22 protein-coding genes are annotated in these 23,991 nt (G+C 67.3%); 11 read left to right on the top strand and 11 right to left on the bottom strand.

Translation table 11 applies throughout. The features are described 5' to 3' along the window. Window positions 1-32: 32 nt before the first annotated feature. A complete protein-coding gene (locus M2352_RS00110) occupies window positions 33-2,171 on the bottom strand; it encodes a response regulator (protein ID WP_264662487.1) in 2,139 nt (712 codons plus the stop codon). Between the two features lie 285 nt (window positions 2,172-2,456). Between M2352_RS00110 and M2352_RS00105 the strand changes: the two genes are divergently transcribed. The 11 genes from M2352_RS00105 (at window position 2,457) to M2352_RS00055 (ending at window position 14,934) form a co-directional block, all read left to right on the top strand. Beyond that, window positions 2,457-3,152, top strand: coding sequence for a response regulator (locus M2352_RS00105; RefSeq protein WP_264662486.1), 696 nt, complete (start codon window positions 2,457-2,459; stop codon window positions 3,150-3,152). Window positions 3,153-3,259: 107 nt separating this feature from the next. Further along, window positions 3,260-3,625, top strand: a complete 366-nt coding sequence (locus M2352_RS00100; protein WP_264662485.1) for a response regulator — start codon at window positions 3,260-3,262, stop codon at window positions 3,623-3,625. A gap of 60 nt (window positions 3,626-3,685) precedes the next feature. Further along, on the top strand, window positions 3,686-4,525 hold the full coding sequence (locus M2352_RS00095) for a CheR family methyltransferase (protein WP_264662484.1): 840 nt from the start codon (window positions 3,686-3,688) through the stop codon (window positions 4,523-4,525). 1 nt (window position 4,526) lies between these two features. Then, a complete protein-coding gene (locus tag M2352_RS00090; RefSeq protein ID WP_264662483.1) occupies window positions 4,527-5,603 on the top strand; it encodes a protein-glutamate methylesterase/protein-glutamine glutaminase in 1,077 nt (358 codons plus the stop codon). Next, window positions 5,600-7,759, top strand: a complete 2,160-nt coding sequence (locus tag M2352_RS00085; protein ID WP_264662482.1) for a two-component system response regulator — start codon at window positions 5,600-5,602, stop codon at window positions 7,757-7,759. Before M2352_RS00090 ends, M2352_RS00085 begins: the two co-directional genes overlap by 4 nt. Window positions 7,760-7,864: 105 nt before the next feature. Further along, on the top strand, window positions 7,865-8,176 hold the full coding sequence (locus M2352_RS00080) for an STAS domain-containing protein (protein WP_264662481.1): 312 nt from the start codon (window positions 7,865-7,867) through the stop codon (window positions 8,174-8,176). After that, window positions 8,176-10,194 carry a chemotaxis protein CheA gene (locus M2352_RS00075; protein WP_264662480.1) on the top strand — a complete coding sequence of 673 codons (2,019 nt, stop codon included), beginning with the start codon at window positions 8,176-8,178 and terminating at the stop codon, window positions 10,192-10,194. The genes M2352_RS00080 and M2352_RS00075 overlap by 1 nt, the downstream gene beginning before the upstream one ends. A gap of 34 nt (window positions 10,195-10,228) precedes the next feature. Beyond that, a complete protein-coding gene (locus M2352_RS00070) occupies window positions 10,229-10,753 on the top strand; it encodes a chemotaxis protein CheW (protein WP_264662479.1) in 525 nt (174 codons plus the stop codon). A gap of 39 nt (window positions 10,754-10,792) precedes the next feature. After that, on the top strand, window positions 10,793-12,643 hold the full coding sequence (locus M2352_RS00065; RefSeq protein WP_264662478.1) for a methyl-accepting chemotaxis protein: 1,851 nt from the start codon (window positions 10,793-10,795) through the stop codon (window positions 12,641-12,643). Between the two features lie 32 nt (window positions 12,644-12,675). Continuing rightward, window positions 12,676-13,176, top strand: a complete 501-nt coding sequence (locus M2352_RS00060; protein WP_264662477.1) for a chemotaxis protein CheW — start codon at window positions 12,676-12,678, stop codon at window positions 13,174-13,176. Between the two features lie 15 nt (window positions 13,177-13,191). Then, the gene (locus M2352_RS00055; protein WP_264662476.1) at window positions 13,192-14,934 is read left to right on the top strand and encodes a methyl-accepting chemotaxis protein; all 1,743 of its coding nucleotides are present in this window, start codon (window positions 13,192-13,194) and stop codon (window positions 14,932-14,934) included. A 52-nt stretch (window positions 14,935-14,986) separates the two neighbouring features. Here the strand turns inward: M2352_RS00055 and M2352_RS00050 are convergent, their stop codons facing one another. The 10 genes from M2352_RS00050 to nifH form a co-directional block, all read right to left on the bottom strand. After that, entirely contained in the window at window positions 14,987-15,592 is a 606-nt protein-coding gene (locus M2352_RS00050) for a nitrogen fixation protein NifQ (RefSeq protein ID WP_264662475.1), read from the bottom strand. Window positions 15,593-15,724: 132 nt separating this feature from the next. Beyond that, entirely contained in the window at window positions 15,725-16,018 is a 294-nt protein-coding gene (gene fdxB, locus M2352_RS00045; RefSeq protein ID WP_264662474.1) for a ferredoxin III, nif-specific, read from the bottom strand. A 58-nt stretch (window positions 16,019-16,076) separates the two neighbouring features. After that, a complete protein-coding gene (locus tag M2352_RS00040) occupies window positions 16,077-16,277 on the bottom strand; it encodes a CCE_0567 family metalloprotein (RefSeq protein ID WP_264662473.1) in 201 nt (66 codons plus the stop codon). 10 nt (window positions 16,278-16,287) lie between these two features. Next, the gene (locus M2352_RS00035; RefSeq protein ID WP_264662472.1) at window positions 16,288-16,746 is read right to left on the bottom strand and encodes a NifX-associated nitrogen fixation protein; all 459 of its coding nucleotides are present in this window, start codon (window positions 16,744-16,746) and stop codon (window positions 16,288-16,290) included. Window positions 16,747-16,751: 5 nt separating this feature from the next. Then, complete coding sequence (gene nifX / locus M2352_RS00030; protein WP_264662471.1) at window positions 16,752-17,156, bottom strand: nitrogen fixation protein NifX; 405 nt, start codon at window positions 17,154-17,156, stop codon at window positions 16,752-16,754. 65 nt (window positions 17,157-17,221) lie between these two features. Continuing rightward, a complete protein-coding gene (nifN, locus tag M2352_RS00025) occupies window positions 17,222-18,637 on the bottom strand; it encodes a nitrogenase iron-molybdenum cofactor biosynthesis protein NifN (RefSeq protein WP_264662470.1) in 1,416 nt (471 codons plus the stop codon). A gap of 13 nt (window positions 18,638-18,650) precedes the next feature. After that, window positions 18,651-20,024 (bottom strand): nitrogenase iron-molybdenum cofactor biosynthesis protein NifE, encoded by a 1,374-nt coding sequence (nifE, locus tag M2352_RS00020; RefSeq protein WP_264662469.1) that lies wholly within the window; start codon window positions 20,022-20,024, stop codon window positions 18,651-18,653. A 191-nt stretch (window positions 20,025-20,215) separates the two neighbouring features. Continuing rightward, a complete protein-coding gene (gene nifK, locus M2352_RS00015; RefSeq protein ID WP_264662468.1) occupies window positions 20,216-21,787 on the bottom strand; it encodes a nitrogenase molybdenum-iron protein subunit beta in 1,572 nt (523 codons plus the stop codon). A 37-nt stretch (window positions 21,788-21,824) separates the two neighbouring features. After that, complete coding sequence (nifD, locus tag M2352_RS00010; protein WP_264662467.1) at window positions 21,825-23,264, bottom strand: nitrogenase molybdenum-iron protein alpha chain; 1,440 nt, start codon at window positions 23,262-23,264, stop codon at window positions 21,825-21,827. A 120-nt stretch (window positions 23,265-23,384) separates the two neighbouring features. Then, on the bottom strand, window positions 23,385-23,991 hold a 607-nt coding region (gene nifH, locus M2352_RS00005), incomplete at its 5' end, for a P-loop NTPase family protein (protein WP_264662466.1).

Below are 23,991 nucleotides of genomic sequence, written 5' to 3'. Positions count from 1 at the left end.
CAATACTCCGCCCGGTGGCCCGGTGCATCCCGTCACCGGGTCAGAACCTCCTTGACCATCACCGAGAACTTTCCCAGGTCCAGGGGCTTGGTCGCGAAACCGTCGGCCCCGGCCTGGCGTGCCGCCTCTTCGGTGATGCCGGCGGGGAAGGCGGTGCAGATGATGCAGGGAAGGCCGGGCCTGATCTGCTTGACGGCGGCCACCAGCTCGGTGCCGCTCATGTTCATCATCGCCTGATCGGTGATGACCAGATCCCACGCACCGGGGTCTTCCTGGACATAGCCGACGGCGTCCACCGGGTCGTCGCACACCGAGATCTCGTATCCCAGGCGGAACAGGGCGGTCATCAGCATGTCGCCGAAATGCGTGCTGTCGTCCACCAGCAGGATCGAGCCCTTGTGGCGGACGGCGGCCGTCGTGTCCGCGCTTTCCGCCGGTGACATGCCGCCGTCCTCCGGTTCCGGGAACACCACGTCGAAGCGGCTGCCGCAGCCCGGCGCGGTGGTGACGGTGATGGCGCCCCGGTGGGCGGTGACGACCCGGTGCACCACCGCAAGGCCAAGGCCGGATCCCCCGACGGGGCCCTTGGTGGTGAAAAAGGGGGTGAAGATCCGCGCCAGCGTTTCGGCGGTCATGCCTTCGCCGTCGTCCCGGACCGTCAGCCGGATGCAGGGGCCGGCGGCGGGCGGAGTACCCAGGGCCGCGCCCAGCCACCCGCCCGCGTCCGTCCACGTCACCGGCCCCCCGGCGGCGGCCGGATCGGACGAGACCGGATCCGCAGGACCGGCGGCGGGCGGGCGGGGGATGCCGGACGCCGCCGCATCGATGTGGGCCAGTTCGATGGTGACGGTGCCGGGCCGGCCCTGCAGCGCCTCGCTGCCGTTGACCACCAGATTCATCAGGATCTGGACCAGCTGGTTGCGCTGGCCGGCGATCACCACCGGCCCGTCGGGCCGGGTCACGCAGAGGGCGGTGCTGGGGGCGGAGACGGCCTTGAGGATCGACAGGTTCTCGTCCACCATCGTCCCCAGGTCGATGGCCTCCGCCGCCTCCTCCTGCCGCTGGGAGAAGGTCATGATCTGGCCGATCAGGGATTTGGCCTGCTGCCCGGCCTTGATGATGCGGCTGGCATAGCGGTGGTGGGGGGTGTCGTCCCCGGTGTCTTCGGCGATGAACTGGGCGAATCCCAGAATGGCGCCCAGCAGGTTGTTGAAATCGTGGGCCACGCCGCTGGCCAGTTGGCCCAGGGCTTCCAGCCGCCGGGCCTGCTTCAGCTCCAGCTCCAGCCGGCGCTGCTCCTCCTCCCGCCGCCGGACGTTGGTCACGTCGGTCAGGATCGCCACCTGCCCCCCGTCGGGCAGGGCGCGCACATGGGCCAGCAGCCGCCGGGCCGTGGTTTCGCCCGCCCGCCACAGCGCCAGCTCGCCTTGCCAGTGGCCGATGCGGTTCACGGTGTCGCGCAGCGCCCGCATGTCGGCGGGATCGATCAGGGGGCGGCCGCCGGTCGGGATGTCCTCGATCCGCCAGCCGGCCAGTTCGCTCATTCCCGGCAGGCCGAAGGTGGCCGGCAGGGCGTGGTTGGCATAGCTGATGCGGTCGTCCGGCCCGATCTTGACGATGCCGTCGCCGGCCATGTCCAGGGCGGCCAGGACGTTGGCCATCTCCTGTTTCTGGTGTTCCAGCTCCGCGGTGCGTTCGCTGACCCGCTGGTCGAGCTGTTCGCGGATGGCGTCCAGCGCCTGACGCAGGCGCGACAGGGTGATGTGGGTATCGACGCGGGCCAGCACCTCTTCGCTGCGGTAGGGTTTGGCGATGTAGTCAACCGCGCCCAGCGCCAGACCCTTCACCTTGTCCTCCACCGAATCCAGGGCCGACAGGAAGATGACCGGGACCGTGGACAGGCGCGGATCGGCCTTCAGCCGGCGGCACACCTCGAACCCGTCGATGCCGGGCATGCGCACGTCCAGCAGCAGAAGATCGGGAAGCCGGGTGTTCAGGGTCCACAACGCCAGTTCGCCGTCGGGCGCCTGGCGCACGGCGTATCCCGCCCGCATCAGGATGTGGGACAGCAGGGCCAGGGATTCGGGAGCATCCTCGACGATGAGGATCTCGCCCTTGGCGCAGGGGGCCGTCTCGGCCGCGGCGGAAGAGTCCGCACCGGCTGGATCCATTGCCTTCCTCCCGTCTTCCGTCCGCCCCATCGCGCGGCTTTCCGCCGCACCCGGCTGCGGCCTTGCATCCGAAGCTACCCACGCCGCCGCCGCCGGAACCACCCGGCGGTCGGATAGGGTGGTGCGAAAAAAGTATATGGGCAAGGGCTTCCGCCCTTGGTTTTCCTTCCCGTTCCGCCGCGGCTTTCCCGCGTGTCCGCACCGTTGCCGCTCTTCTGCTTGAGCATTGCGCCTTACAGTTCGATAGGGCAAACTTTCACGGAATCACAGGCAGGATTTCGCGGTATGCGAATACTTATCGCCGACGATCATCCGCTCTATCTCAATGCCGTTCAGGTGTTGCTCGAACGGCTGATCGACGGGATTTCAATAGATCTGGCGCAGAGTCTGGATCAATTGATCGCACTTATTGATAGTGGGCACCCGGCTGATCTTCTATTACTTGACTATTCGATGCCGGGTATGCGGGGGCCGGAAGGTGTGAGTACGGTGGTCAAGGCGGCGCGCGGGGCACCGGTGGTGGTGATGTCGGGGGTGGCGTGCCCCACCGACGTCGGCGCCTGCATCGCCGCCGGGGCCCGCGGCTTCCTGCCCAAGACGCTCGACAACAAGGTGTTCTCCTCGGCCCTCAACGTGATTCTCAACGGCGGTTCGTACCTGCCGGCCGAAATGCATCAGGTGCTCTACAGCCCCCCTGCTCCCATGGCCGTCCCCCCGGCTCCGTCCGCCGCCCCGCCCCTTGCGGCGGGGGATCCCGCCGGCCCCGCCGTGCCCCCGGACGACGGGCACGGGTTCACCGAGCGTGAGCGCACCATCATGGCGATGATCATCGAGGGACGCTCGAACAAGGAGATCGCCCGCATCCTCGACCTGCGGGAGGTGACCATCAAGGTCCAGCTCACCCGCATCTACAAGAAGCTGGGGGCGAAGAACCGCGCACAGGCGGCGACCATCATCGCCCAGGCCGACATCCTGTCCTGACCCCCCGTTCCGTATACCTTTGCCATGGCGGCGTAGCCGTTCGCTGTCTCCCCGCCACCCCGCCGGATTGGCTAGCCTGAACCGGAGCCTGACCGGAGGGGGCCATTATGGCGAAGACGATCCTGAGCGTTGATGATTCCGCAAGCATGCGGCAGATGGTGAAGCTGACCCTGAGCGGGGCCGGCTATGACGTGGTGGAGGCCAGCGACGGGCGCGAAGCCCTGACCAAGGCCGGGTCGGCCAGCGTGCACATGGTGCTGACCGACCTGAACATGCCCAACATGGATGGGCTGACCCTGATCCGCGAGCTGCGCAAGATGCCGGCGTACCGGGGGGTTCCCATCGTCTTCCTGACCACCGAATCCGACGAGGGCCGCAAGGCCGAAGCCAAGCAGTCGGGCGCCACCGCCTGGATCACCAAGCCGTTCAAGCAGGAACAGCTTCTGGCGGTCGTCCGCAAGGTGCTGGGCTGAACCGGCACCGCCGGGGGCGTGTGGAGGAGGCGTGCCATGAGCCGTGCCGGAGCCGCAGCCATGCTTGATCACGACGAAACCGCCGATGTCCTGTCGGATGACGATTTCGACAGGGTGGCATCCTTCATCCTGTCGGCCTGCGGCATCTGCCTGCCGCCGACGAAGAAGGTGATGGTCGAGGGCCGCCTGCGCCGCCGTGCGCGGCGGATCGGCATCGGCCGGCTGTCCGATTATCTGCGGCTGGTCTTCGACACCGACGGCGGCGGGAACGAGGTGATCGGGCTGATCGACACCCTGACCACCAACAAGACCGATTTCTTCCGGGAACCGGCCCATTTCACGTTCCTCAACCGGATCATCCTGCCCGAACTGGCCCAGACGGGGCGCGAGGCCAAACTGTGGAGCGCGGCCTGCTCCATCGGGGCGGAGCCGTACACCATGGCGATGGTGTGCAACGACTTCGCCCTCGGGTGGCCGGGCTTCCACTACAGCATCCTGGCCAGCGACATCTCGACCGAGGTGCTGGCCACCGCCGCCCGCGCCGTCTATCCCGAAGAGATGATCGAGCCGGTGCCGCTGCCCATGCGCCAGCGCTATGTGCTGCGGGCGACCGATCCGTCCCGCAAGGTGGTGCGCATGGCCCCCGAAACCCGTGCGCCCGTGCGGTTCGCCCGCATCAACCTGGTGGATGACCGCTATGCCGCGGACCGCGACATGGACGTGATCTTCTGCCGCAACCTGCTGATCTATTTCGACCGGGGCACGCAGGACATGGTGGTGCGGCAGTTGTGCGGCCACCTGCGGCCCGGCGGCTATCTCATCCTTGGGCACACCGACAGCATCTCCGGCATGACGGCCCCCGTGCAATCCTGCGGCAACTCCATCTTCAGGCGGAAATGACATGCAGAAGATCAAGGTTCTGATCGTCGATGATTCCGCCAGCGTCCGCCAGACGCTGTCCGACATCCTGGGGTCCGACCCGCAGATCGAGGTGATCGCCACCGCCTGCGACCCCTTCGCCGCCGCCCGGCACATCGCCCATCAGGCGCCCGATGTCATCACGCTCGACATCGAGATGCCGCGCATGGACGGCATCACCTTCCTGCGCAAGCTGATGACCCAGCACCCGGTGCCGGTGGTCATCTGTTCGTCCCTGCCCGAACAGGGGTCGGACACGCTGATGCAGGCGCTGGAAGCCGGGGCGGTGGACGTGATCCTGAAGCCGCGGCTGGGAACCCGCGATTTCTTCCAGGAATCCGCCGACGCCATCCGCGATGCGGTCAAGGCCGCGGCCAACGCCCGGCTGCAGAAGCTGCCCGCCCGCCGCACGGTGCGCGAACAGCCCCCCCGCAAGCTGACCGCCGACGTCATCCTGCCCCCGCCGGCGGCCCGCGCCATGGCCCGCACCACGGAAAAGGTGGTGTGCATCGGCGCCTCCACCGGGGGCACGGAATCCCTGCGCGAGGTGCTGGAGGCGCTGCCGGTGGATACCCCCGGCATCGTGCTGGTCCAGCACATGCCCGAGGTGTTCACCGCCGCCTTCGCCCGCCGCCTGGACGGGCTGTGCCAGGTGACGGTGAAGGAGGCGTGCGACGGCGACCCGGTGTTGCGGGGCCACGTGCTGATCGCGCCGGGCAACCGCCACACCCTGCTCCAGCGCAGCGGCGCGCGCTATTACGTCGCCGTCAAGGACGGGCCGCCGGTGTCGCGGCACCGCCCCTCGGTGGATGTGCTGTTCCGTTCCGCCGCCCAGTACGCGGGGGCCAACGCGGTCGGCATCATCATGACCGGCATGGGCGACGACGGGGCCAACGGCCTGCTGGAGATGAAGAACGCCGGCGCCCTGACCATCGCCCAGAACGAAGAGAGCTGCGTGGTCTTCGGCATGCCCAAGGAGGCCATCGCCCGCGGTGCCGCCACCCGCATCGTGCCGCTGGACCGGCTGGCGGCGGAAATATGCCGGGCGGATGCGCTGTGACCGCCCGGCTGCCACCCCCCGCCCGGCAGCGGGCGGTGGTCATCGACGACAGCGCCAGCGCGCTGCGCCAGATGATCCGCCTGCTGGAAGCCATCGAGGACTGCACCCCCATCGGCTTCACCGATTCCGGGCAGGGGATGGGGTGGTGCCGGGCCAACAGTTTCGATCTGCTGGTGGTGGACTATCAGATGCCGCCCCCCGACGGCCTGGCGGTGATCGAGGCCATCCGCGCCGACCCGCGCCATGCCCTGGTGCCGGTGGTGATGGTGACCGCGGCCGACGACCGCGACGTCCGGTACATGGCGCTGCAAAGCGGCGCCACCGATTTCCTGACCAAGCCCATCGACGGCATCGAGTTCGTGGCGCGCATGCGCAACCTGCTGGCGTCCTGCCGGGCGCACAAGGCGCTGGCCGAGGTGTCGCAGTGGCTGACCGACGAGGTGCGCAAGACCTCGCTGGTGATCCGTCAGAGCCCGTCGTCGGTGCTCATCACCGACAGCGACGGGCTGATCGAGTACGTGAACCCGACGTTCGTGGAAACCACCGGCTACCAGCCGTCGGAGGTGATCGGGGAAAAGCCGGGCTTTCTGGTGCCGAACATCCTGGCCCCGGAAACCTATGAGGATCTGCGGGCCGCCCTGACCGCGGGCCGCGACTGGCGCGGCACCTTCCAGAGCCACCGCAAGGACGGCAGCCTGTTCTGGGAATCGGCGGTGGTGTCGCCCATCCGCGACGCCGCCGGCACCATCACCAATTACGTCGCCATCACCGAAGACATCACCCTGCGCAAGGAATACGAAGCGCGGCTGGAATGGCAGGCCAATTACGATTCCCTGACCGGCCTGCCCAACCGCATGCTGCTGCAGGACCGGCTGAGCCAGGCGATCGCCCATGCCGGGCGCGACCATTGCCAGCTTGTGGTGATGATGGTGGACCTCGACCGGTTCAAGGCCGTCAACGATACCCTGGGGCACGAGGCGGGGGACGAGCTTCTGCGCGCGGTGGCCCAGCGTCTGCAGGGGGAGGTGAGCGTCACCGATACCGTCGCCCGCACCGGCGACGACGATTTCGCCGTGGTCATGCCCATCGTCGGCCCGCTGACGGCACCCGCGGTGACATCCCCCGAAACCATGGCCGAGCGCATCTGCACCGCGCTCGGCGCCCCCTTCGTCATCGGCGGCACCGAGATCTTCGTGTCCGCCCGCATCGGCATCGCCACCTATCCCGGCGACGGCCAGACGCCGCAGATGCTGCTGCGCAGCGCCGCCGCCGCCGTGCCCGCGGCGGGCGGCGGGGCCGAGGGCGGGGGGCGGGGCGCGCTGCGCCACTGGCGCTTCTTCACCCAGGCGCTCGACAGCCGTGCCCGGCAGCATCAGGCCATCGAAACCGGCCTGCGCCACGCCCTGGCCCGGCAGGAGATGGCGCTGGTCTATCACCCGCTGGTGGATGTGCGCAGCGGCCGCGTGCTGGGGGCGGAGGCGCTGTTGCGCTGGACCTCCGCCGAGCTGGGCCCGGTGCCCCCGGACCAGTTCATCCCCATGGCCGAGGCCACCGGCCTGATCATTCCCATCGGCGCCTGGGTGATCGAAACCGTCTGCCGCGATCTGGCCGCGTGGCGCGCCCGGGGCATCCGCACCGGGCGCATCGCCGTCAACGTATCCAGCCGGCAGATGATCGACCGGTCGCTGCAGGACGTGATCGGGCGGGCGCTGCACACCCATGCCGTCCCGCCGGGGCAGTTGGAGATCGAGGTCACCGAGCGGCTGCTGCTGGACACCTCGGCCCATACCAAGGCGCTGCTGGAAGACCTGCGCGCCATGGGGCTGCGTTTCGCCATCGACGATTTCGGCACCGGCTATTCGGCCATGGGCTATCTGACCCAGTTCCCCTTCGACGTGCTGAAGGTGGACCGGTCGTTCATCGCCAAGGTGATGCACCGGCCCCAGGACGCGGCCCTGACCCAGGCGATCGTCGCCATGGCCCACACCCTGGATCTGGAGGTGGTGGCCGAAGGGGTGGAAACCACCGGCCAGCTTGATTTCCTCAAGGACTGCGGCTGCGATTTCGCCCAGGGGTTCCTGTTCTCCCGCCCGCTGGCGGCGGATGATTTCGCCGGCTTCATCCGGACGGATAGGCGTCACCCGGACGGGTGCTGACCGTCCATATACCTTTTCCATACAGGCGTAGCCGTTCCGCTCCTCCCTCATATACCCGTCCCCCTTCTAGGCTGAACCGAAGCCAACAGGCCGGGGAGACGGGACATGCCGCAGGCACCGACCGTGGTGATCGGGTTTTCGGGCGCTCTGACCATCCGCGAGGCGGAAGAGGTCTTCGGGCGTCTGAGGGAAGCGCTGGAAACGTCGGAACGCGTCGAAATCGACTGCTCCGGCGTGACCGAAGCCGACATCACCTTCATTCAACTGATCCTTGCCGCCCGCACGAGCGCCGCCGCCGCCGGCAAGACGCTGATGATGTCCGGCCCGGCGGGCGGGGCGCTGCTGGATGCCCTGGCGGTCTGCGGTCTGGCGGACGGACCGCAGGCCCCGTTCTGGACCGAAGGGAGACTTGCCTGATGGCCGCCGCCACCGATCCCGTCGAGACATTCCGCATCGAAGCCCGCGAGCTGTTCGAGCAACTGGAAACCACCCTGCTCGACATCGAGGCCAGCCCCGCCGACAAGGATCTGATCGACACCGCGTTCCGCGCGCTCCACACCATCAAGGGGTCGGGCGCCATGTTCGGGTTCGACGCCGCATCCGCCTTCACCCACCATGTGGAAAACGCCTTCGACATGGTGCGCAAGGGGCAGGCGGCGGTGACCCGCGATCTGGTCGAGGTGGCGCTGGCCGCCAAGGACCACATGCGCACCCTGATCGAGGAACCGGACGCCGCCGAACCCGGCCGGACCGAGGCGATCCTGGCCCGGCTGGCGGCGGTGATGGGGGCGGCCCCCCATCCGGCCGTCCCCGGCGCCGGCGGCGGGGCAGCCGGCCCGGCGGGCGGGGCGGGGCGGACCACCTTCCGCATCACCTTCACCCTGGCCCGCCATGCGCTGGGCATGGGGGCCAACCCGCTGCTGCTGCTGCGGGAACTGCGGGATCTGGGCGACTGCACCGTGATCCCGGACACCGCGGCCATCCCGCCGCTGGACGCGATCGACCCGTGCGGCAGCTACCTCACCTGGGAATGCCGCCTGACCACCAGCCGTCCGGCCTCGTGCATCGACGAGGTGTTCATGTTCGTGGTGGACGACATGGACCTGACCGTCGAAACGGTGGTGCCGGAGCCCGAACGGACGGAGCCCGTGCCGGTAGCGGCCGGTGACGGTCCTTGCGGTCTTTCGCCGCATCCGGCGCCCGCCGCCCCGGCCGAGCCGGCCCCGCCGCCGCGCGCCGACGCCGAGAAGGCCGCCCGCCGCGAAGACACCGGCATCCGCGTGCAGGCCGAGCGGCTGGACGAGCTGATGGATCAGGTGGGCGAACTGGTCATCGCCCAGGCGCGCCTGCGCCAGTTGGCCAGCAGCGGCCAGGATCTGCACCTGACGGCGCTGGTGGAGGAGATCGAACGGCTGTCGTCGCAACTGCGCGACACCACCATGGGCATCCGCATGGTGCCCATCGGCTCGCTGTTCAGCCGCTTCCGCCGTCTGGTCCGCGACCTGTCGCAGGAGTTGGGGAAGGAGGTGGTCCTGACCACCGCCGGCGAAGAAACGGAACTGGACAAGACCGTCATCGAACGGCTGCACGACCCTCTGGTCCACCTGATCCGCAACAGCCTGGATCATGGCATCGAAGACCCCGGCGGACGGGCCGCGGGGGGAAAGCCCCGCCAGGGCTGCGTGCACCTGTCGGCGGTCCATTCCGGCGCCCAGGTTCTGATCACCATCCGGGACGACGGTGCGGGCATCGACCCGGCGCGGGTGCGGGCGAAGGCGGAGGAGAACGGCCTGATCCCCCCCGGCGCCGACCTGTCGGACGGCGAGCTGTTCCAGTTGATCCTGCAGCCCGGTTTTTCCACCGCGGCCCGCATCACCAGCGTGTCCGGGCGCGGCGTGGGCATGGATGTGGTCAAGCGGTCCATCGACGCCCTGCGCGGCACCATCGACATCGCCAGCACGCCGGGGCAGGGGACGGTGATGACGCTGCGCCTGCCGCTGACGCTGGCGATCATCGACGGGCTGCTGGTGCGGGTGGGCACCGGGCGCTACGTCATCCCGCTGTCGGCGGTGGAGGAATGCGTGGAGCTGACGTCCGCCGACGACCTGCGCTCCACGGGCCGGGATTTCCTCAACATCCGTGACGAGGTGGTGCCGTTCCTGCGCCTGAAGACCCTGTTCAACGTCCAGGCCCCGCCCGAACCCTTCCAGAAGGTGGTGGTGGTGTCGGCGGGCGAGGCGCGGGTGGGGTTGGCGGTGGACCAGATCATCGGCGACTACCAGACGGTGATCAAGTCGCTGTCGAAGATCCATTCCGGCGTTCAGTCCTTTTCCGGCGCGACCATCCTGGGGGACGGCACCGTCGCCCTGATCCTGGACGTGCCGCGCCTGATCGATTTCGGCCAGTCCTGCGAAAACCACCGGAAAGCGTCGTGACGCACCGGACGGGCCTTGGGCAAGGAGCGCCACGATGACCAGCGATACCGTCACCCCCGATACCGCATCCCGCGGCCCGGCGGCCCCCGCCCCGGTCCTGCGGGCCCCGGCGGCGTCACCGCCCATGGAGATGCTGACCATGGCCCTGGCCGGCGAGATGTTCGCCCTGGACGCCATCATCGTCAGCGAAATCCTGGACCTGATCCCCATCACCGCCGTGCCCAACGCCCCCGACCACGCCCCCGGCCTGATCAACGTGCGGGGCAAGGTGGTGCCGCTGGTGGACCTGCGGGTGCTGTTCGGCATGCCGTGCGGCCAGCACACCATCGACACCCGCATCGTGGTGATCGAGGTCACCGTGGACGGGGAGCCCACCACGGTCGGCATCCTGGCCGACAAGGTTTACGAGGTGGCCGGCACCGGCCCCCACGTCATCGAAGCCCCGCCGCGCGTCGGCATGCGCTGGCGCCCCGAATTCATCCGCGGCATCGGCCGCCGGAACGGTGAATTCCTCATCATTCTCGACATCGACCGGGTTTTCGCCACCGGCGAACCGTAACCGCCCGCCCGTCCGGCGGCCCCATCAGGGAGAGACATAATGTTCGCCAACATGAAGATCCGCTCGCGGCTGATCATCCTGCTACTGGCCATGGCGGTGCCGCTGGTGCTGGTCACCTGGCTGGGCGACCGGGGCATGGGGCAGATCAACGCCTCGCTGCGGACGGTCTACAACGACCGCACGGTCTGTCTGGTCCAGCTTGGCATCATCGTGGACAACATCGGCCGCATCCGCGGGCGGATGCTGGAAAGCTCCATCTCCTCCAGCACCGAGCTGCGGCGGGAAAACAACGCGGTCATCGCCAATCTGCGCAAGGAGATCGACAAGCAGTGGGCGGGCTATCTCTCCACCGCCTCGACGCCCAAGGAGAAGGAGACGTCGGACAAGGCCGGCATCGCCATGGCCGCCTACATGAAATTCGTGGACAGCGCCGCCGCGGTGCTGGGCGGCACCCCGGACGCCGCCGCCATCGCCGCGCTGCAAAACCAGCTTCAGGTCGAAGCCCGCGAACTGGCTCTGACCGTCAACGTCACCATGCGCACCCTGATCGATTTCCAGGATCAGATTTCCCGCGCCGAGTATGAGAAATCCACCGAGACGTACGACGCCACCCGCATCCAGAACATCCTGGCCGTGCTGATCGGCACCGCCGCCGCCATCGTGCTCGCCACCTTGATCGTGCGCTCGATCACCGTGTCCATCGCCGCCATGGTGCGGACCATGGGCGCCATCGCCGAACGGCGCATGAGCACCGTCATCGACGGGCGCGGCCGCAAGGACGAGATCGGCGACATGGCCCGCTCGCTCCACACCGTCAATGAAAACCAGAAAGCCATCGCCGGCGTCGCCGACCAGCTCGCCAGGGGCGACCTGACCGTCACCATCGTGCCGCTGTGCGACGAAGACCAGTTGGGCATCGCGCTGAGGACCATGGTGGAAAAGCTGCGCGGGGTGGTGGGCGAATCCATCCACGCCGCCCAGAACGTGGCCGCCGGCAGCGAACAGCTTTCCTCGGGCGCCGAACAGTTGAGCCAGGGCGCCACCGAACAGGCGTCGGCCACCGAAGAGGCCGCCTCGTCCATGGAGGAGATGGCCGCCAACATCAAGCAGACCGCCGACAACGCCAGCCAGACCGAAAGGATCGCCCGCCAGTCGGCCAAGGACGCCCAGACCAGCGGTGTGGCGGTGGAACGCGCGGTCACCGCCATGCAGACCATCGCCGAGAAGATCACGGTGGTGCAGGAAATCGCCCGCCAGACCGACCTGTTGGCCCTGAACGCCGCGGTGGAGGCGGCGCGGGCCGGCGAGCATGGCCGCGGGTTCGCCGTGGTGGCGTCGGAGGTGCGCAAGCTGGCCGAACGCAGCCAGGCCGCCGCCGCCGAGATCAACGCCCTGTCGTCGGAAACCGTCAAGGTGGCGCAGGAAGCCGGCCAGATGCTGGGCAAGCTGGTGCCCGACATCAAGCGCACCGCCGAACTGGTGGAGGAAATCTCCGCCGCCTGCCGGGAACAGGACACCGGCGCCAATCAGGTCAACCTCGCCATCCAGCAGTTGGACAAGGTGACCCAGCAGAACGCCGCCGCGTCGGAAGAGATGTCGGCCACCTCGGTCGAGCTGGCGTCCCAGGCCGAGCAGCTCCAGAACACCATCGCCTTCTTCACCCTGGGCGAGGACGGCAGGGCCGTGGTGAACGCGGCAGCCACCGTCCACCGTCCGCCGCACAAGACGGCCCCGGTGGCCCACCTGTCCGCCGCCCGCGCCAAGGCCGCCGTCCGTCCCGCCGCCCCCAAGGCCGAGACGGTGAAAAAGGCCAAGGCCGCGCGGGTGGCCGGCGGTGACGGCTTCGTCATCGACATGGACGCCGAGGACGCCGAGTTCCAGCGGTACTGACGCGCCCATCCTTGTTGTAGGGATCTCCAGCCATGGCCACAGCCGCAGCGCTCAGCGCATCCACCCAGTACGTCACCCTGGGCATCGACCGGGAGGTGTTCGCCATCGACGTCGCGCTGGTCCAGGAGATCCTGGATCTCTGCCCCATCAGCCGCATCCCCAACGCGCCGCCCGCCCTGATGGGGATGATCGACGTCCGGCACCGCACGGTGCCGGTCATCGACCTGCGGACCAAGCTGGGGCTGCCGCCGGTTCCCCCCACCCCGTCCTCGCGCATCATCGTTCTGGACGTGCCGTTGAACGGGCGCATGGTGATCATGGGCCTGCTGGCCGACCGGGTGTACGAGGTCACGCCCCTGTCGGAGCACCCCATGGAGGACGCGCCCGACATCGGTGTGCGCTGGCAGTCGCAGTTCATCAAGGGGGTGGGGCGGCACGGCGACCGGTTCGTGATCGTGCTGGACGTCAGCCACCTGTTCGGGTCCGACGAAACCATGCTGCTTGTCCCCGCGGCGTCCGTCGCGGCGGGATGAGGGGAGGATAAGACGATGCCGGATTTTGCAGAACCGTACCGGGCCGGATTGGCCGAGCCGGACCGCATCGCCGCCGCTCTGACCGCCATCGGCGGCGCGCTGGGCCGTGTGACCGGCAGCGCCGACCAGACCTTCCTGGACATCGGCGGCACGCTGGGCCGCGCGGTGGACGTGTTCGGGCGGCTGTCGGCCACGCTGGCGGCCCTGGGGGACCAGCTTCATGGGGACGACGCGGCCCGCGCGATCCTGTCCATGGAACAGGCGATGCAGGCCACCACCCGCCTGTCGGAGGGGGATAACCGGGCGGCACCGCTGCTGCTGCGGCTGCAGGAGCTGACGCAGGAGGCGGGCAAGCAGCTTTCCGGCCTTCAGGGCGTTCTGGGCGAGGTCGCGGCCCTGGCCATCAACGGCAAGATCCAGGCGGTGCAGGTGGCGGCGCGGGGGCTCGATTTCTCGGTCTTCACCAGCGAGGTGGGGCGGCTGGGCCAGCTTGCCCAGCAGGCGACCGGGCAGGTGGCCATCCGTCTGCACACGGTGAACGCCGGCATCGCCTCGGCCCGCACCGCGGCGGCGGATTTCGAACGGAACGAGGCCGCCGAGCTTGGCAGCGTGCGCCAGCGCCTGACCGAAAGCCTGTCGGCCCTGGCCCGGCGGCGCCAGATGGCCGCCCGCGCGGCGGAAACCGTCGCCACCCATTCGCAGCAGGTGTCCCGCCGCATCGCCGCCACCGTGGCCGAGCTGCAGGTCAACGACAACGTGAGCCAGCGCCTGGAGCATGTGCGCACCGCCCTGCGCACCCTGTGCACGCCCGGCGCCGGGGATGATGCGCTGGCCGCCGCCGCCATCCTGCTCCAGGCCCGCCAGTTGCGCGGCGGGGCGGAGGATTACCGGGCCGAGGTGGAGGGGCTGATCCGCAACCTCCGCGCCCTGGCCGCCGATGCCGCCGCCATCCAGGCGGAAGCGGAAACCGCCTTTTCCGGCAGCGGCGGCGGGCTGTTCATGCAGGACATCGCCCGCGACATCGCCCGCGCCGGCCAGCTTCTGGGGGCCTATGCCGGGGCGCGCCAGCGCATCCAGGGGGTGGTCGATCAGGTGTCCCAGGCGTTTCAGGCCATGGCCGCCGATCTGGCGAAGATCCGGTCCATCGACGCCGACATGCGCATCATGGGGCTGAACGCCACCTTGAAATGCGGACGGCTGGGCACCGAGGGGCGGGCGCTGGGGGTGGTGGCCCACGAACTGCGCGCCAACAGCAAGCGCACCGAGGAATGCACCCAGGCCATTGCCGCCATCCTGGCCCGGATCATGGAGCTGTCCGGCGAACTGGCCGCGGCGTCGGAGGCGGAACACGCCATCGAACGCACCATCCCCCTGGACGTGATGACGGAATCCGCCGACGCCCTGACCGCGCTGGGCGACAGCCTGTCGGCGGCGCTGGACACGCTGCGGGCGGAAACCGCGGCGGTGGCCCAGGGGCTGGGCGGCACCGCCGGCGGCATCACCATTCACCATCAGGTGGCCTCGGCGGCGCTGGACGCGGCGGCGCGGCTGGAAACCCTGGTTCCGGCGGACAGCGCCGCGGTGGCGGGACCGGCGGTGCGGGACGAGCTGGCCCGCCGGCTCCAGCCGCTCTACACCATGGAGCGGGAGCGGGCGATCCACCGGGCCCTTCTGGGCGGCGACGGTCTGCTGACGCCGCCCCCCGCCGCCAGCCCGGCGGCCCAGGCGGAGGACGATATCGACAGCCTGTTCTTCTGACGGCGGCCGGGGCAATCCCCCTCTCGAGGGCCTGTTACCCCGGCGGCGCCGCTTACCACTCCACCCAGCCCAGACACACCGGCCCGGCGCCGCAATCGGTGCAGTGGTCGGTGCCGCAGGGGATGAGGCCGCTGTCCAGGCACAGCAGGCGATAGAGGAACGGGCGCCAGCCCTGGCCGCCGCCGTTGCGGTGGCTGAGGGCCGGGAAATGGCGCTGCATCAGCGCGTCCAGGTCGCGGCGGCCCGCCAGCCCCAGCGCGTCCCACAGCGGGGCCGTGTCCAGGCAGGCCCGCGCCACCAGCACGGCCATCCACCCCTCCTCCTCGGCGTCCTGCGCCCGGTGGTCCAGCATCAGGGCGGCCAGATCCGTCACCTCGGCGGCCAGCAGGGGGGAGAGCGGCGGGGCGGACGGCGCGGCGGTCCAGGCGGCGGCGCTCAGCGGCAGCCCGTCGGCCAGGGCGGCGGGGAAATAGCGGGCCAGCAGCCGGGTCAGCTCCGGCAGGGTCAACCCCACCGCCGCAGGCCCCAGCGGCAGCCGGCAGGCCAGGATGCAGGCGAAAATGTGGGCGTCGAAGATATTGCAGCACGCCTGACGGTCCAGCAGCCACTGGTACAGCGCCGCCGGCGTAAGGTCCGAAGACACAGGCACATGACCCATGCTGGCCTCCGTTCAGGCGTGGATACGGAAAAGAGAAGCGAGCCGGGGGGCCGCAAGGGCGGAAGGCGCAAGACATGCGGCCCCCCCGGCACCCGTCCGCCCCACCGGGGGATGGGACGGACGGGAATGACGTCAGGCCGCCAGCGGCTTGTGGGTAATACAGCTCTTGGAACAGACCTTGGAGCAGCTTTCACAGCCGATGCAGTTGTTCTGCTCCTTGACGCTCATCACCTTCTTTTCCGCCTCGTCGTCGAAGGCGTCCACGATGTCGCCGTCCTCGGTGATGCCGATCAGTTCCAGCACGTCACGGCCACAGACCTTGTAGCAGCGGCCGCAGCCGATGCACTGCTTCTGGTCGATGGTCTCGACGAACTTCGGAGTCCAGGAACCGCCGCCGCGGGTCTGGCCGGTGACGAAATCGCTCATATCAACGCTCCGTACGCAAAAAGATGGTTGGCAGGGGGAGGGGAAAGGCGAAGACGGCTCAGGCTTGTTCCAGCGCCTTCAGCTCCGCCCGCTTTTCGGTCAGCAGCTTGAAGGCGTCATAGGTTTCCTGGGCCACCGTCAGAATGGTCTGCCAGTTCTGCGGCAGTTCTTCCGACAGGTCGTGCAGATCCATCTTCTTGGCGGTCGCACGGGCGTTCAGCTTCTTGATCTCGTCCTTCAGGGCGGCGGCGTCGGTCATGGCGTCATCCTCACGCGCGGGCCAGATCGGGATACTGTTCGATCAGCGCCAGGGCATCGCGGACGAACTTGGCACCGTCGGCGTTCAGCTTCTCCTTGGTGGGGAAGCCGAAGCGGTGGACGTCGCGCAGCGTCTTCGACACCACCACCAGACGGCCCGCCAGCAGCACCACGCGCCCGAAACCCTCGTGGCTCATCTTCAGCATCGGGCCGGCCATGACGCCCGACACCTTTTCGATGGTGATGCCGACCGCCTTGTAGAACAGCTCCAGCCGCCACAGGGTGTCGGGGTCGGGATCGCCGATGATCGGGATCAGGGAGCGGGCTTCCTTGTCCAGGATGAAGGGCGACAGCAGCTCGTCGTCGCTCTTGCCTTCCCAGGCGCCATAGGAATCCTCGGCGCGGAACAGCATGACGAGGGTCTTTTCGAACTGGGCTTCCAGGTTTTCGGCCACATCGGTCGCGGTCATGGGTCTTACGCCTCCTCGTCTTCGAAATCGAATTCCTGCTCCTCGCCCTTGGCGAGCGCCTTGCGCAGCCAGGGGGGCGGGTTGCCGTTGATGGTGACGACCAGCTTGTCGAGCAGAGCGGTGATGGTGTCGGTGGCTTCCACCTTCACGGGGTGGATCTTCTTCGCCACCACCCGTGCGGCGGCCGAGGCGCCGATGGCCGACAGGTAGACGATGGCGCAGTCGGCCAGGGCGTCGAGCTTCGGGACCAGCTTGTCCTCGTTGCCGTCCTCGAACATGGAGCCGCCGAACTGGCAGGTCTCGGCCATGGTGTAGCCGGCCTTGTTCACCTCGTAGATCACGATGTTCTTGGCCCAGCCGAAGTGCGCATCGACGTGCTGCATGTCCTGGGTGCAGAAGGCAACCTTCATTGATCCTCCTTTGCGGCGCCGTCCAGGGGCGCCGTCCGTGCGGGCGTCGGTTCCACCAATGACCTTCAGGCGCCGGTGCATCCGCATGACCCGCCCTCCCGGCCGCCGCCGTGGCCGGAGCCACCGCAGCAGCCGTCATGTCCATGTTCGTGGGACTGGTTCCCGTGGTGGGAGTCGTGGTCGGTTTCCGCGGCCAGGAAGATGTTCGCCAGCGCGAACAGCAGGTCGCGCGACCCGCGGTAGCCCACCGTCACCACCAGACCGCTGCCCAGCCGGTCGAACATCGGCAGCCCCATGCGGTACAGCGGCACGCCGGCGTGGGCCGCCCCCATCCGCCCGTGGGAATTGCTGACGATAAGGTCGCAGCCCTTGGCCATGGCCTCCACGTCGGAATGGTCGCCGACCATCACCGTGCCGGCCTTGACCTTTTCCAGCACCGCCGCCTGCTGCGGCGCCACCGCGGCCACCACGTCCACGCCCAGATCCTGGAGATAGCTGGTGACGGTGAACAGGTGATCCGGCTCCAGCGCCACCACCATCTTCTTGCGGGTCAGGAAGAAGTGGCCGTCCAGCATCCCGTCCACCAGGCTTTCGCGCTGGCGGCGCAGCCGCGCCGGCACCGGGCGGCCCGAAATCTCCGCCAGCGCCTTGACGAAGCGGTCCGACGCTTCCAGCCCGGTCAGCCGGTCGAAGAACAGCGACGGCACATCGGTCTTGAGTTCCAGGGCGGCCGCCGCGCGGCGCATCTGCTCGCCCAGCACCAGCGTCACTTCCGACGCCCCCATGGAGCGCACCTGATCCACCGTGGTGCCACCCAGCGAGGTGGCGGTGAACTCGGTCGGCTGCCGCCCGCTCATGGACAGCGACAGGTCGGGCACGATGATCGGCGTCAGGCCGAAGCCCTCCACGATGTCGCGGATTTCCTCCACGTCGCCGGGGGTGAGGTGGCAGCCGGCCAGGATGTTGACCTGCCCCTTGACCCGCTGCTCCGCCGGCTCGGCAAAGCTCTCGACGATGCCCTGGACCACGGCGGCGTAACCGTCCTCGAACCCGCCGTTGAAATCGGGGGTGCTGACGAACACCAGATTGAGATCGTTCAGGTCCGGGTTGCGCATGCGGAAGGTCTTCAGGTGACCCTCCAGATCCTCGCCCTTGGTTTCCGTCACGCCGGTGGTGCAGACGCCGATCAGGGAGGGCTTGTTGCGCTCGTAGATGGTCTTGAGCGCCTCTTCCAGATTCTCGTAACCGCCCAGGATGGTGGACACCTGATTCATGGCGGTGGTCTGGAGCGGGATGGCCTCGCGGAAATGGCGGACCAGCAGCACCATGCCGAAGGCGGTGCAGCCCTGCGACCCGTGGAACAGCGGCAGGCTGCGGTCCATGCCCAGGAAGGCGAGCGCCCCGCCCAGCGGCGCGCTCATCTTCAGCGGGTTGGTGGATGCGGCCTTGGACGATGCGGGGAAACGGTGGATGTGCGTCATGGCGGCGGCCTCCTCATTCCCACGGGGCCGGCAGGCGCACCTGCCGCCAGATCGGATTCGACAGGGTTTTGTCGATTTCCTCGCACAGGTTGACGATGCCGTCGTAGCCGGCATAGGCGTGGTGGCGTTCCTGGTTCACGTCCAGCCACGGAACCTTGGCCTTGAGCGAGATGAACTGCGACCGTCCGCCGGACAGCATGATGTCCGCCTCGCTGTCGCGCAGCATGCGGTACATCTCCTTGGGCTTCAGGTCGTCCCACATGTGGAACTCCTCGCCCTTGCGCTTCTTCAGCTTTTCCTTGTCTTCCTTGGTGGATTTCTTGGTGGAGCTGCCGACGATGGTCAGGCCCGCTTCCTCCAGCGCCGTCACCATCGACCACGACTTCACGCCGCCGGTGAACAGCAGAACGCGCTTGCCGGTGAAGCGGGGCTTGTAGCGTTCCAGCCGCTTGGACACCGCGGCCTCTTCACGCGCGATCACCGCTTCGGCGCGGTTCAGCATGGCCGGGTCGGCGCCGCGCTGCACCAGCATGGTGGCCATGGTGCGCAGCGTGTCCGACATGTCGGTGACGCCGTAGAACGATCCTTCGAAATAGGGGATGCCCCAGCGTTCCTCCATCTTGCGGCCCACGTTGATCAGGGCCTGCGAGCACACCACCATGGTCACGCGCGCCCGGTGGGCGGCGGCGATCTCGTTGTAGCGGCCGTCGCCGGAGATGCAGGACTGGATGCGGATGCCGATCTCGTCCATCAGCGGCTTGGCCAGCCACAATTCGCCGGCCAGATTGTATTCGCCGATGATGCAGACGTCGTTGGGGGTGGACACCTCCGGCTCCCGCGTGCCGATCACGTGATCGAGCAGGGTTTCGCCGGCCAGCTTGTTGCCCAGGTTCTTCGATCCCACGAAGCCCGGCGCGTTCACCGGAATGACCGGGACGCCCAGCTTCTTGGCGGCGTACTTGCACACGGCTTCGATGTCGTCGCCGATCATCGCCGGCACGCAGGTCTGATAAACGAAGACCGCGGGCGGGTTGTGCTGCTGGACGATTTCCTTGATGGCCTTGTAGAGCTTCTTCTCACCGCCGTGAACGATGTCCAGTTCCGACAGATCGGTGGTGAAGCCGGTGCGGTAGAGCTGCGAACCGGACGAGCGCGTGCCGCGGTTGTCCCAGGAATTGCCAAGGCAGGCGATGGGGCCGTGAACCAGATGCGCCACGTCGGCGATGGGCTGCAACGCGATCATGGCGCCGTCGTAGGCGCATCCGCCCGCCGCAGCGCCGGGTTTCAACGGTTTGGAGCAGCCTTTCTTGCGCTCCTTGGTGGTCTTCGCCTGGTTGACACCGCAACCGGGCTCGTTGAAGACCTCCTGGATCTTGTCCGCCAGCATGGTTCGCCTCCGCGCGAATGACGCCCTAGGGGTCGTCTTCCGGGTCGGGCCCCCGCCCGATGGTCCGGAAGAGGGGGAACCGGGTGGCGTGGTGCAACGGCAACGCCAACCCGGAACCCGTGGTGGCCACCCCCGCCCGAAAACCGGGCGGGGGCTTGCTCGGGAGGTAATCCGGGCCGAAGCCCGCCGGATCAGCGCACCAGATCGAAGGAGATGTCCGTCACACCCACGACACTGGTGTTGGCGTCCATGTCTTCGAAGATCCGGTCGAGGATGCGGACCAGCACGTTCAGCGCGCCCTGGTAGCCCCACACCGGATAGCGGTGGTGGTGGTGACGGTCGAAGATCGGGTAGGTGAGACGGATCAGCGGGATCTTCGTGTCACGTTCCAGATACTTGCCGTAGCTGTTGCCGATGATGTAGTCCACCTTGTTGGTGAACAGCAGCGACCGCAGGTGCCACAGATCCTTGCCGCCGTAGGCCGCACCGCCCTTGCCGAACTGCGAGCCGTCCAGCACCTTCTGAACCTGCTTCTCCCACTTCTTGGAGCCGGAGGTGGACAGGATGTGCACCGGCTCGGCACCCAGTTCCAGCAGGAAGCGGGTCATGCCCAGGCAGAAGTCCGGGTCGCCGAACACGGCGAAGCGCTTGCCGTGGATGTGGGTGTGGCTGTCGGCGATGGCGTCCACCAGACGGCCGCGTTCCAGCTTCAGCGACGCCGGGATGGCCTTGCCGGTGATCTCGGCCAGCTTCAGTAGCAGCTCGTCGGTGGCGGCGACACCCAGCGGATAGTTGAACTTGGCAACTTCCTGGCCCTTTTCCTTGCAGAACTGCAGGGTCTGGGGGGTGTTGTATTCCTGAAGGGAGATGGTCGCCTTGGCGTGCAGGGCGGCCTTCGTCTCTTCGATGGTGGTGCCGCCGTCGTACATGCGGTATTCGCCGTCACCGGGGGTGTCGAAGACGTCCGAGACGTCCGACAGGATGGTGGCGTCGATGCCCATCAGGCCGAAGATGCGCTTCAGTTCGCGGTTGTTGCCGACCGCATACCCGTCGAAGCCGCCGATCAGGTTGATCTTCTCGGTCTTCGGGGTGTCGAGGTCTTCGGACTTGCCCCAGAAGTTCGTCAGGATGCCCTTCATCATGTTGTCGTAGCCGACGATGTGGCTGCCGACGAAGGCGGGCGTGTGAGCGAACGGGACGGGGAAGTCTTCGGGAACGCTGTCCTTCTTCTTCGCGTTGGCGATGAAGCCCTGCAGGTCGTCGCCGATGACTTCGGCCATGCAGGTGGTCAGGACGGCGATCATCTTCGGCTTGTACAGCGCATAGGCGTTCGCCAAGCCGTCGATCATGTTGTTCAGGCCGCCGAACACCGCCGCGTCTTCGGTCATCGACGAGGACACCGCGGAGTTCGGTTCCTTGAAGTGACGGGTCAGATGGGTGCGGTAATAGGCGACGCAGCCCTGCGAACCATGGACGAAGGGCAGGGTGCCTTCGAAGCCCTGGGCCGCGAACATGGCGCCGATGGGCTGGCAGGCCTTGGTCGGGTTGATGACGACCGCTTCACGGGCGAAGTTCTTGGCCTTGTAGTCTTCCGACTTGGTCCATTCCGAAACCTCGGCGACCTTTTCGTCGGAATGGCCGAACTCGAAATCATCCTTCTTCCGCTTGAACATCTCCTGATATTCAGGCTGGCGGAACAGGGTGAAGTGGTCGAGAACCTTGTCCGCGTTCTGCGAAACGGGGAATTCGTTGACTTGCGTCATGGGGTGTCTCCTGGTACCTGGCTGAACGAGCGCGGACTTAGAAAGGAGCCTTGGTCAGGTTCCAGACCGGGTTGTTGATCGCCATGTCCATGTCGCGGGCGAAGATGGCGAACCCGTCGTAGCCGTGGTACGGACCCGAGTAATCCCAGGAGTGCATCTGGCGGAACGGCAGACCCATCTTCTGGAAGACGTACTTTTCCTTGATGCCCGAGGCGACCATGTCGGGACGCAGCTCTTCCACGAACTTTTCCAGTTCGAAGGCGGTCACGTCGTCATAGATCAGCGTGCCTTCCTTCACATAGTGGGGCGTGCGCTGATAGTCGTCGTTGTGGGCGAATTCATAGCCGGTGCCGATGATTTCCATGCCCAGGTCATGGTAGGCATCGACCACGTGGCGGGGACGCAGGCCGCCGACGTAGATCATGACCTTCTTGCCGTTCAGGCGCGGCTGGTACTTGGCGATGACCGCATCGACCATCGGCTGGTACTTGGCGATGACCTTTTCCGCGTTTTCCTTGATCGTGTCGTCAAAGAGGGCGGCGATCTTGCGCAGGGATTCGGCGATCTGGCTGGGGCCGAAGAAGTTGTATTCCACCCACGGAATGTTGAACTTCTCTTCCATGTGGCGCGCGATGTAGTTCATCGAGCGGTAGCAGTGGATGAGGTTCACCTTGGCCTTGGGCGTGTTTTCCAGCTCGGCCAGGGTGCCGTCGCCCGACCACTGGGCGATCACGCGCAGACCGATCTCTTCCAGCAGGATGCGGCTGGCCCAGGCGTCACCACCGATGTTGTAGTCACCGATGACGGTCACGTCGTAGGGGGTGGATTCGAAACCTTCCACGGGGGAGGTCTTTTCGAACACCCAGTCGCGGATGCAGTCGTTGGCGATGTGGTGGCCCAGCGACTGGGACACGCCGCGGAAGCCTTCACAGCGCACCGGCACGATCGGCTTGCCGATTTCGGCGGACTTCAGGCGGGCGACCGCCTCGATGTCGTCACCGATCAGGCCGATCGGGCATTCCGACTGGATCGAGATGCCGTTGGCGAGCGGGAACAGCTCGTTGATTTCCTCGATGACCTTGTGGAGCTTCTTGTCACCGCCGAAAACGATGTCCTTTTCCTGGAAGTCCGAGGTGAAGTGCATCGTGCCGAAGCTGTCCACACCGGTGTCGCCGATGTAGTAGTTGCGGCGGCCGGACCAGGAATAGTAACCGCAGCCGACGGGCCCGTGGGAGATGTGGATCATGTCCTTGATCGGACCCCACACCACGCCCTTGGAACCGGCGTAGGCGCAGCCACGGATCGTCATCACGCCGGGGATCGACTTGATGTTCGACTTGACGCCGCAATCCTTGGCTTCGGCTTCAAGAACGTTGATGTGCTTCGCGCGGCGCTTGCGCGACTTCTCGGGGTAGGCTTCGAGAACCTTATCGACAAGACCCTTGACGTCCAGGTCGTTGTTCACTGCCAAGCTCATGGTGCCGGCCTCCTGATAGAACTCACCCGTGGCGCGACGGCGCGCGCGGCTTCGACTTCGATTTTCGATGATTTGCCGTCCGTTCCCGGCGGTGCGGCCGGGAACGGGCAGCCGTCAGGATCAGGCCGAGGCGGCCGCTTCCTTGGCCTGCAGCTCGGCGAGCTGCTGCTCTTCGGTCTTCATGATGCCGAAGTCCATCAGCATCTCTTCCAGCTCTTCCATGGTGATCGGGGTCGGGATGACGCCCTGGCCGGAGTTGTTGTGCACCTTGTTGGCCAGCGCACGGTATTCCTGGGCCTGATCGCTCTCGGGAGCGTATTCGATCACGGTCATGCGGCGCAGTTCGGCGTGCTGCACGATGTTGTTGCGCGGCACGAAGTGGATCAGCTTGGAACCCAGACGCTTGGCCAGCGCGTCGGCCAGGTCGATTTCCTTGTCGGTCTGACGCTCGTTGCAGATCAGCCCGCCCAGGCGCACGCCGCCGGAGTGGGCGTACTTCAGAATGCCCTTGGCGATGTTGTTGGCGGCGTAGAGCGCCATCATTTCGCCGGACATGACGATGTAGATTTCCTGGGCCTTGTTTTCGCGGATGGGCATGGCGAAGCCGCCGCACACCACGTCACCCAGCACGTCGTAGGACACGTAGTCCACGTCGTCATAGGCGCCGTTCTCTTCCAGGAAGTTGATGGCGGTGATCACGCCGCGGCCGGCGCAGCCAACCCCCGGT

The organism is Azospirillum fermentarium (assembly GCF_025961205.1).
GTDB classification, from domain to species: Bacteria; Pseudomonadota; Alphaproteobacteria; order Azospirillales; family Azospirillaceae; genus Azospirillum; species Azospirillum fermentarium.
Note: the sequence above shows the minus strand (reverse complement) of the source record. Positions and strands in the feature narration are given on the sequence as shown.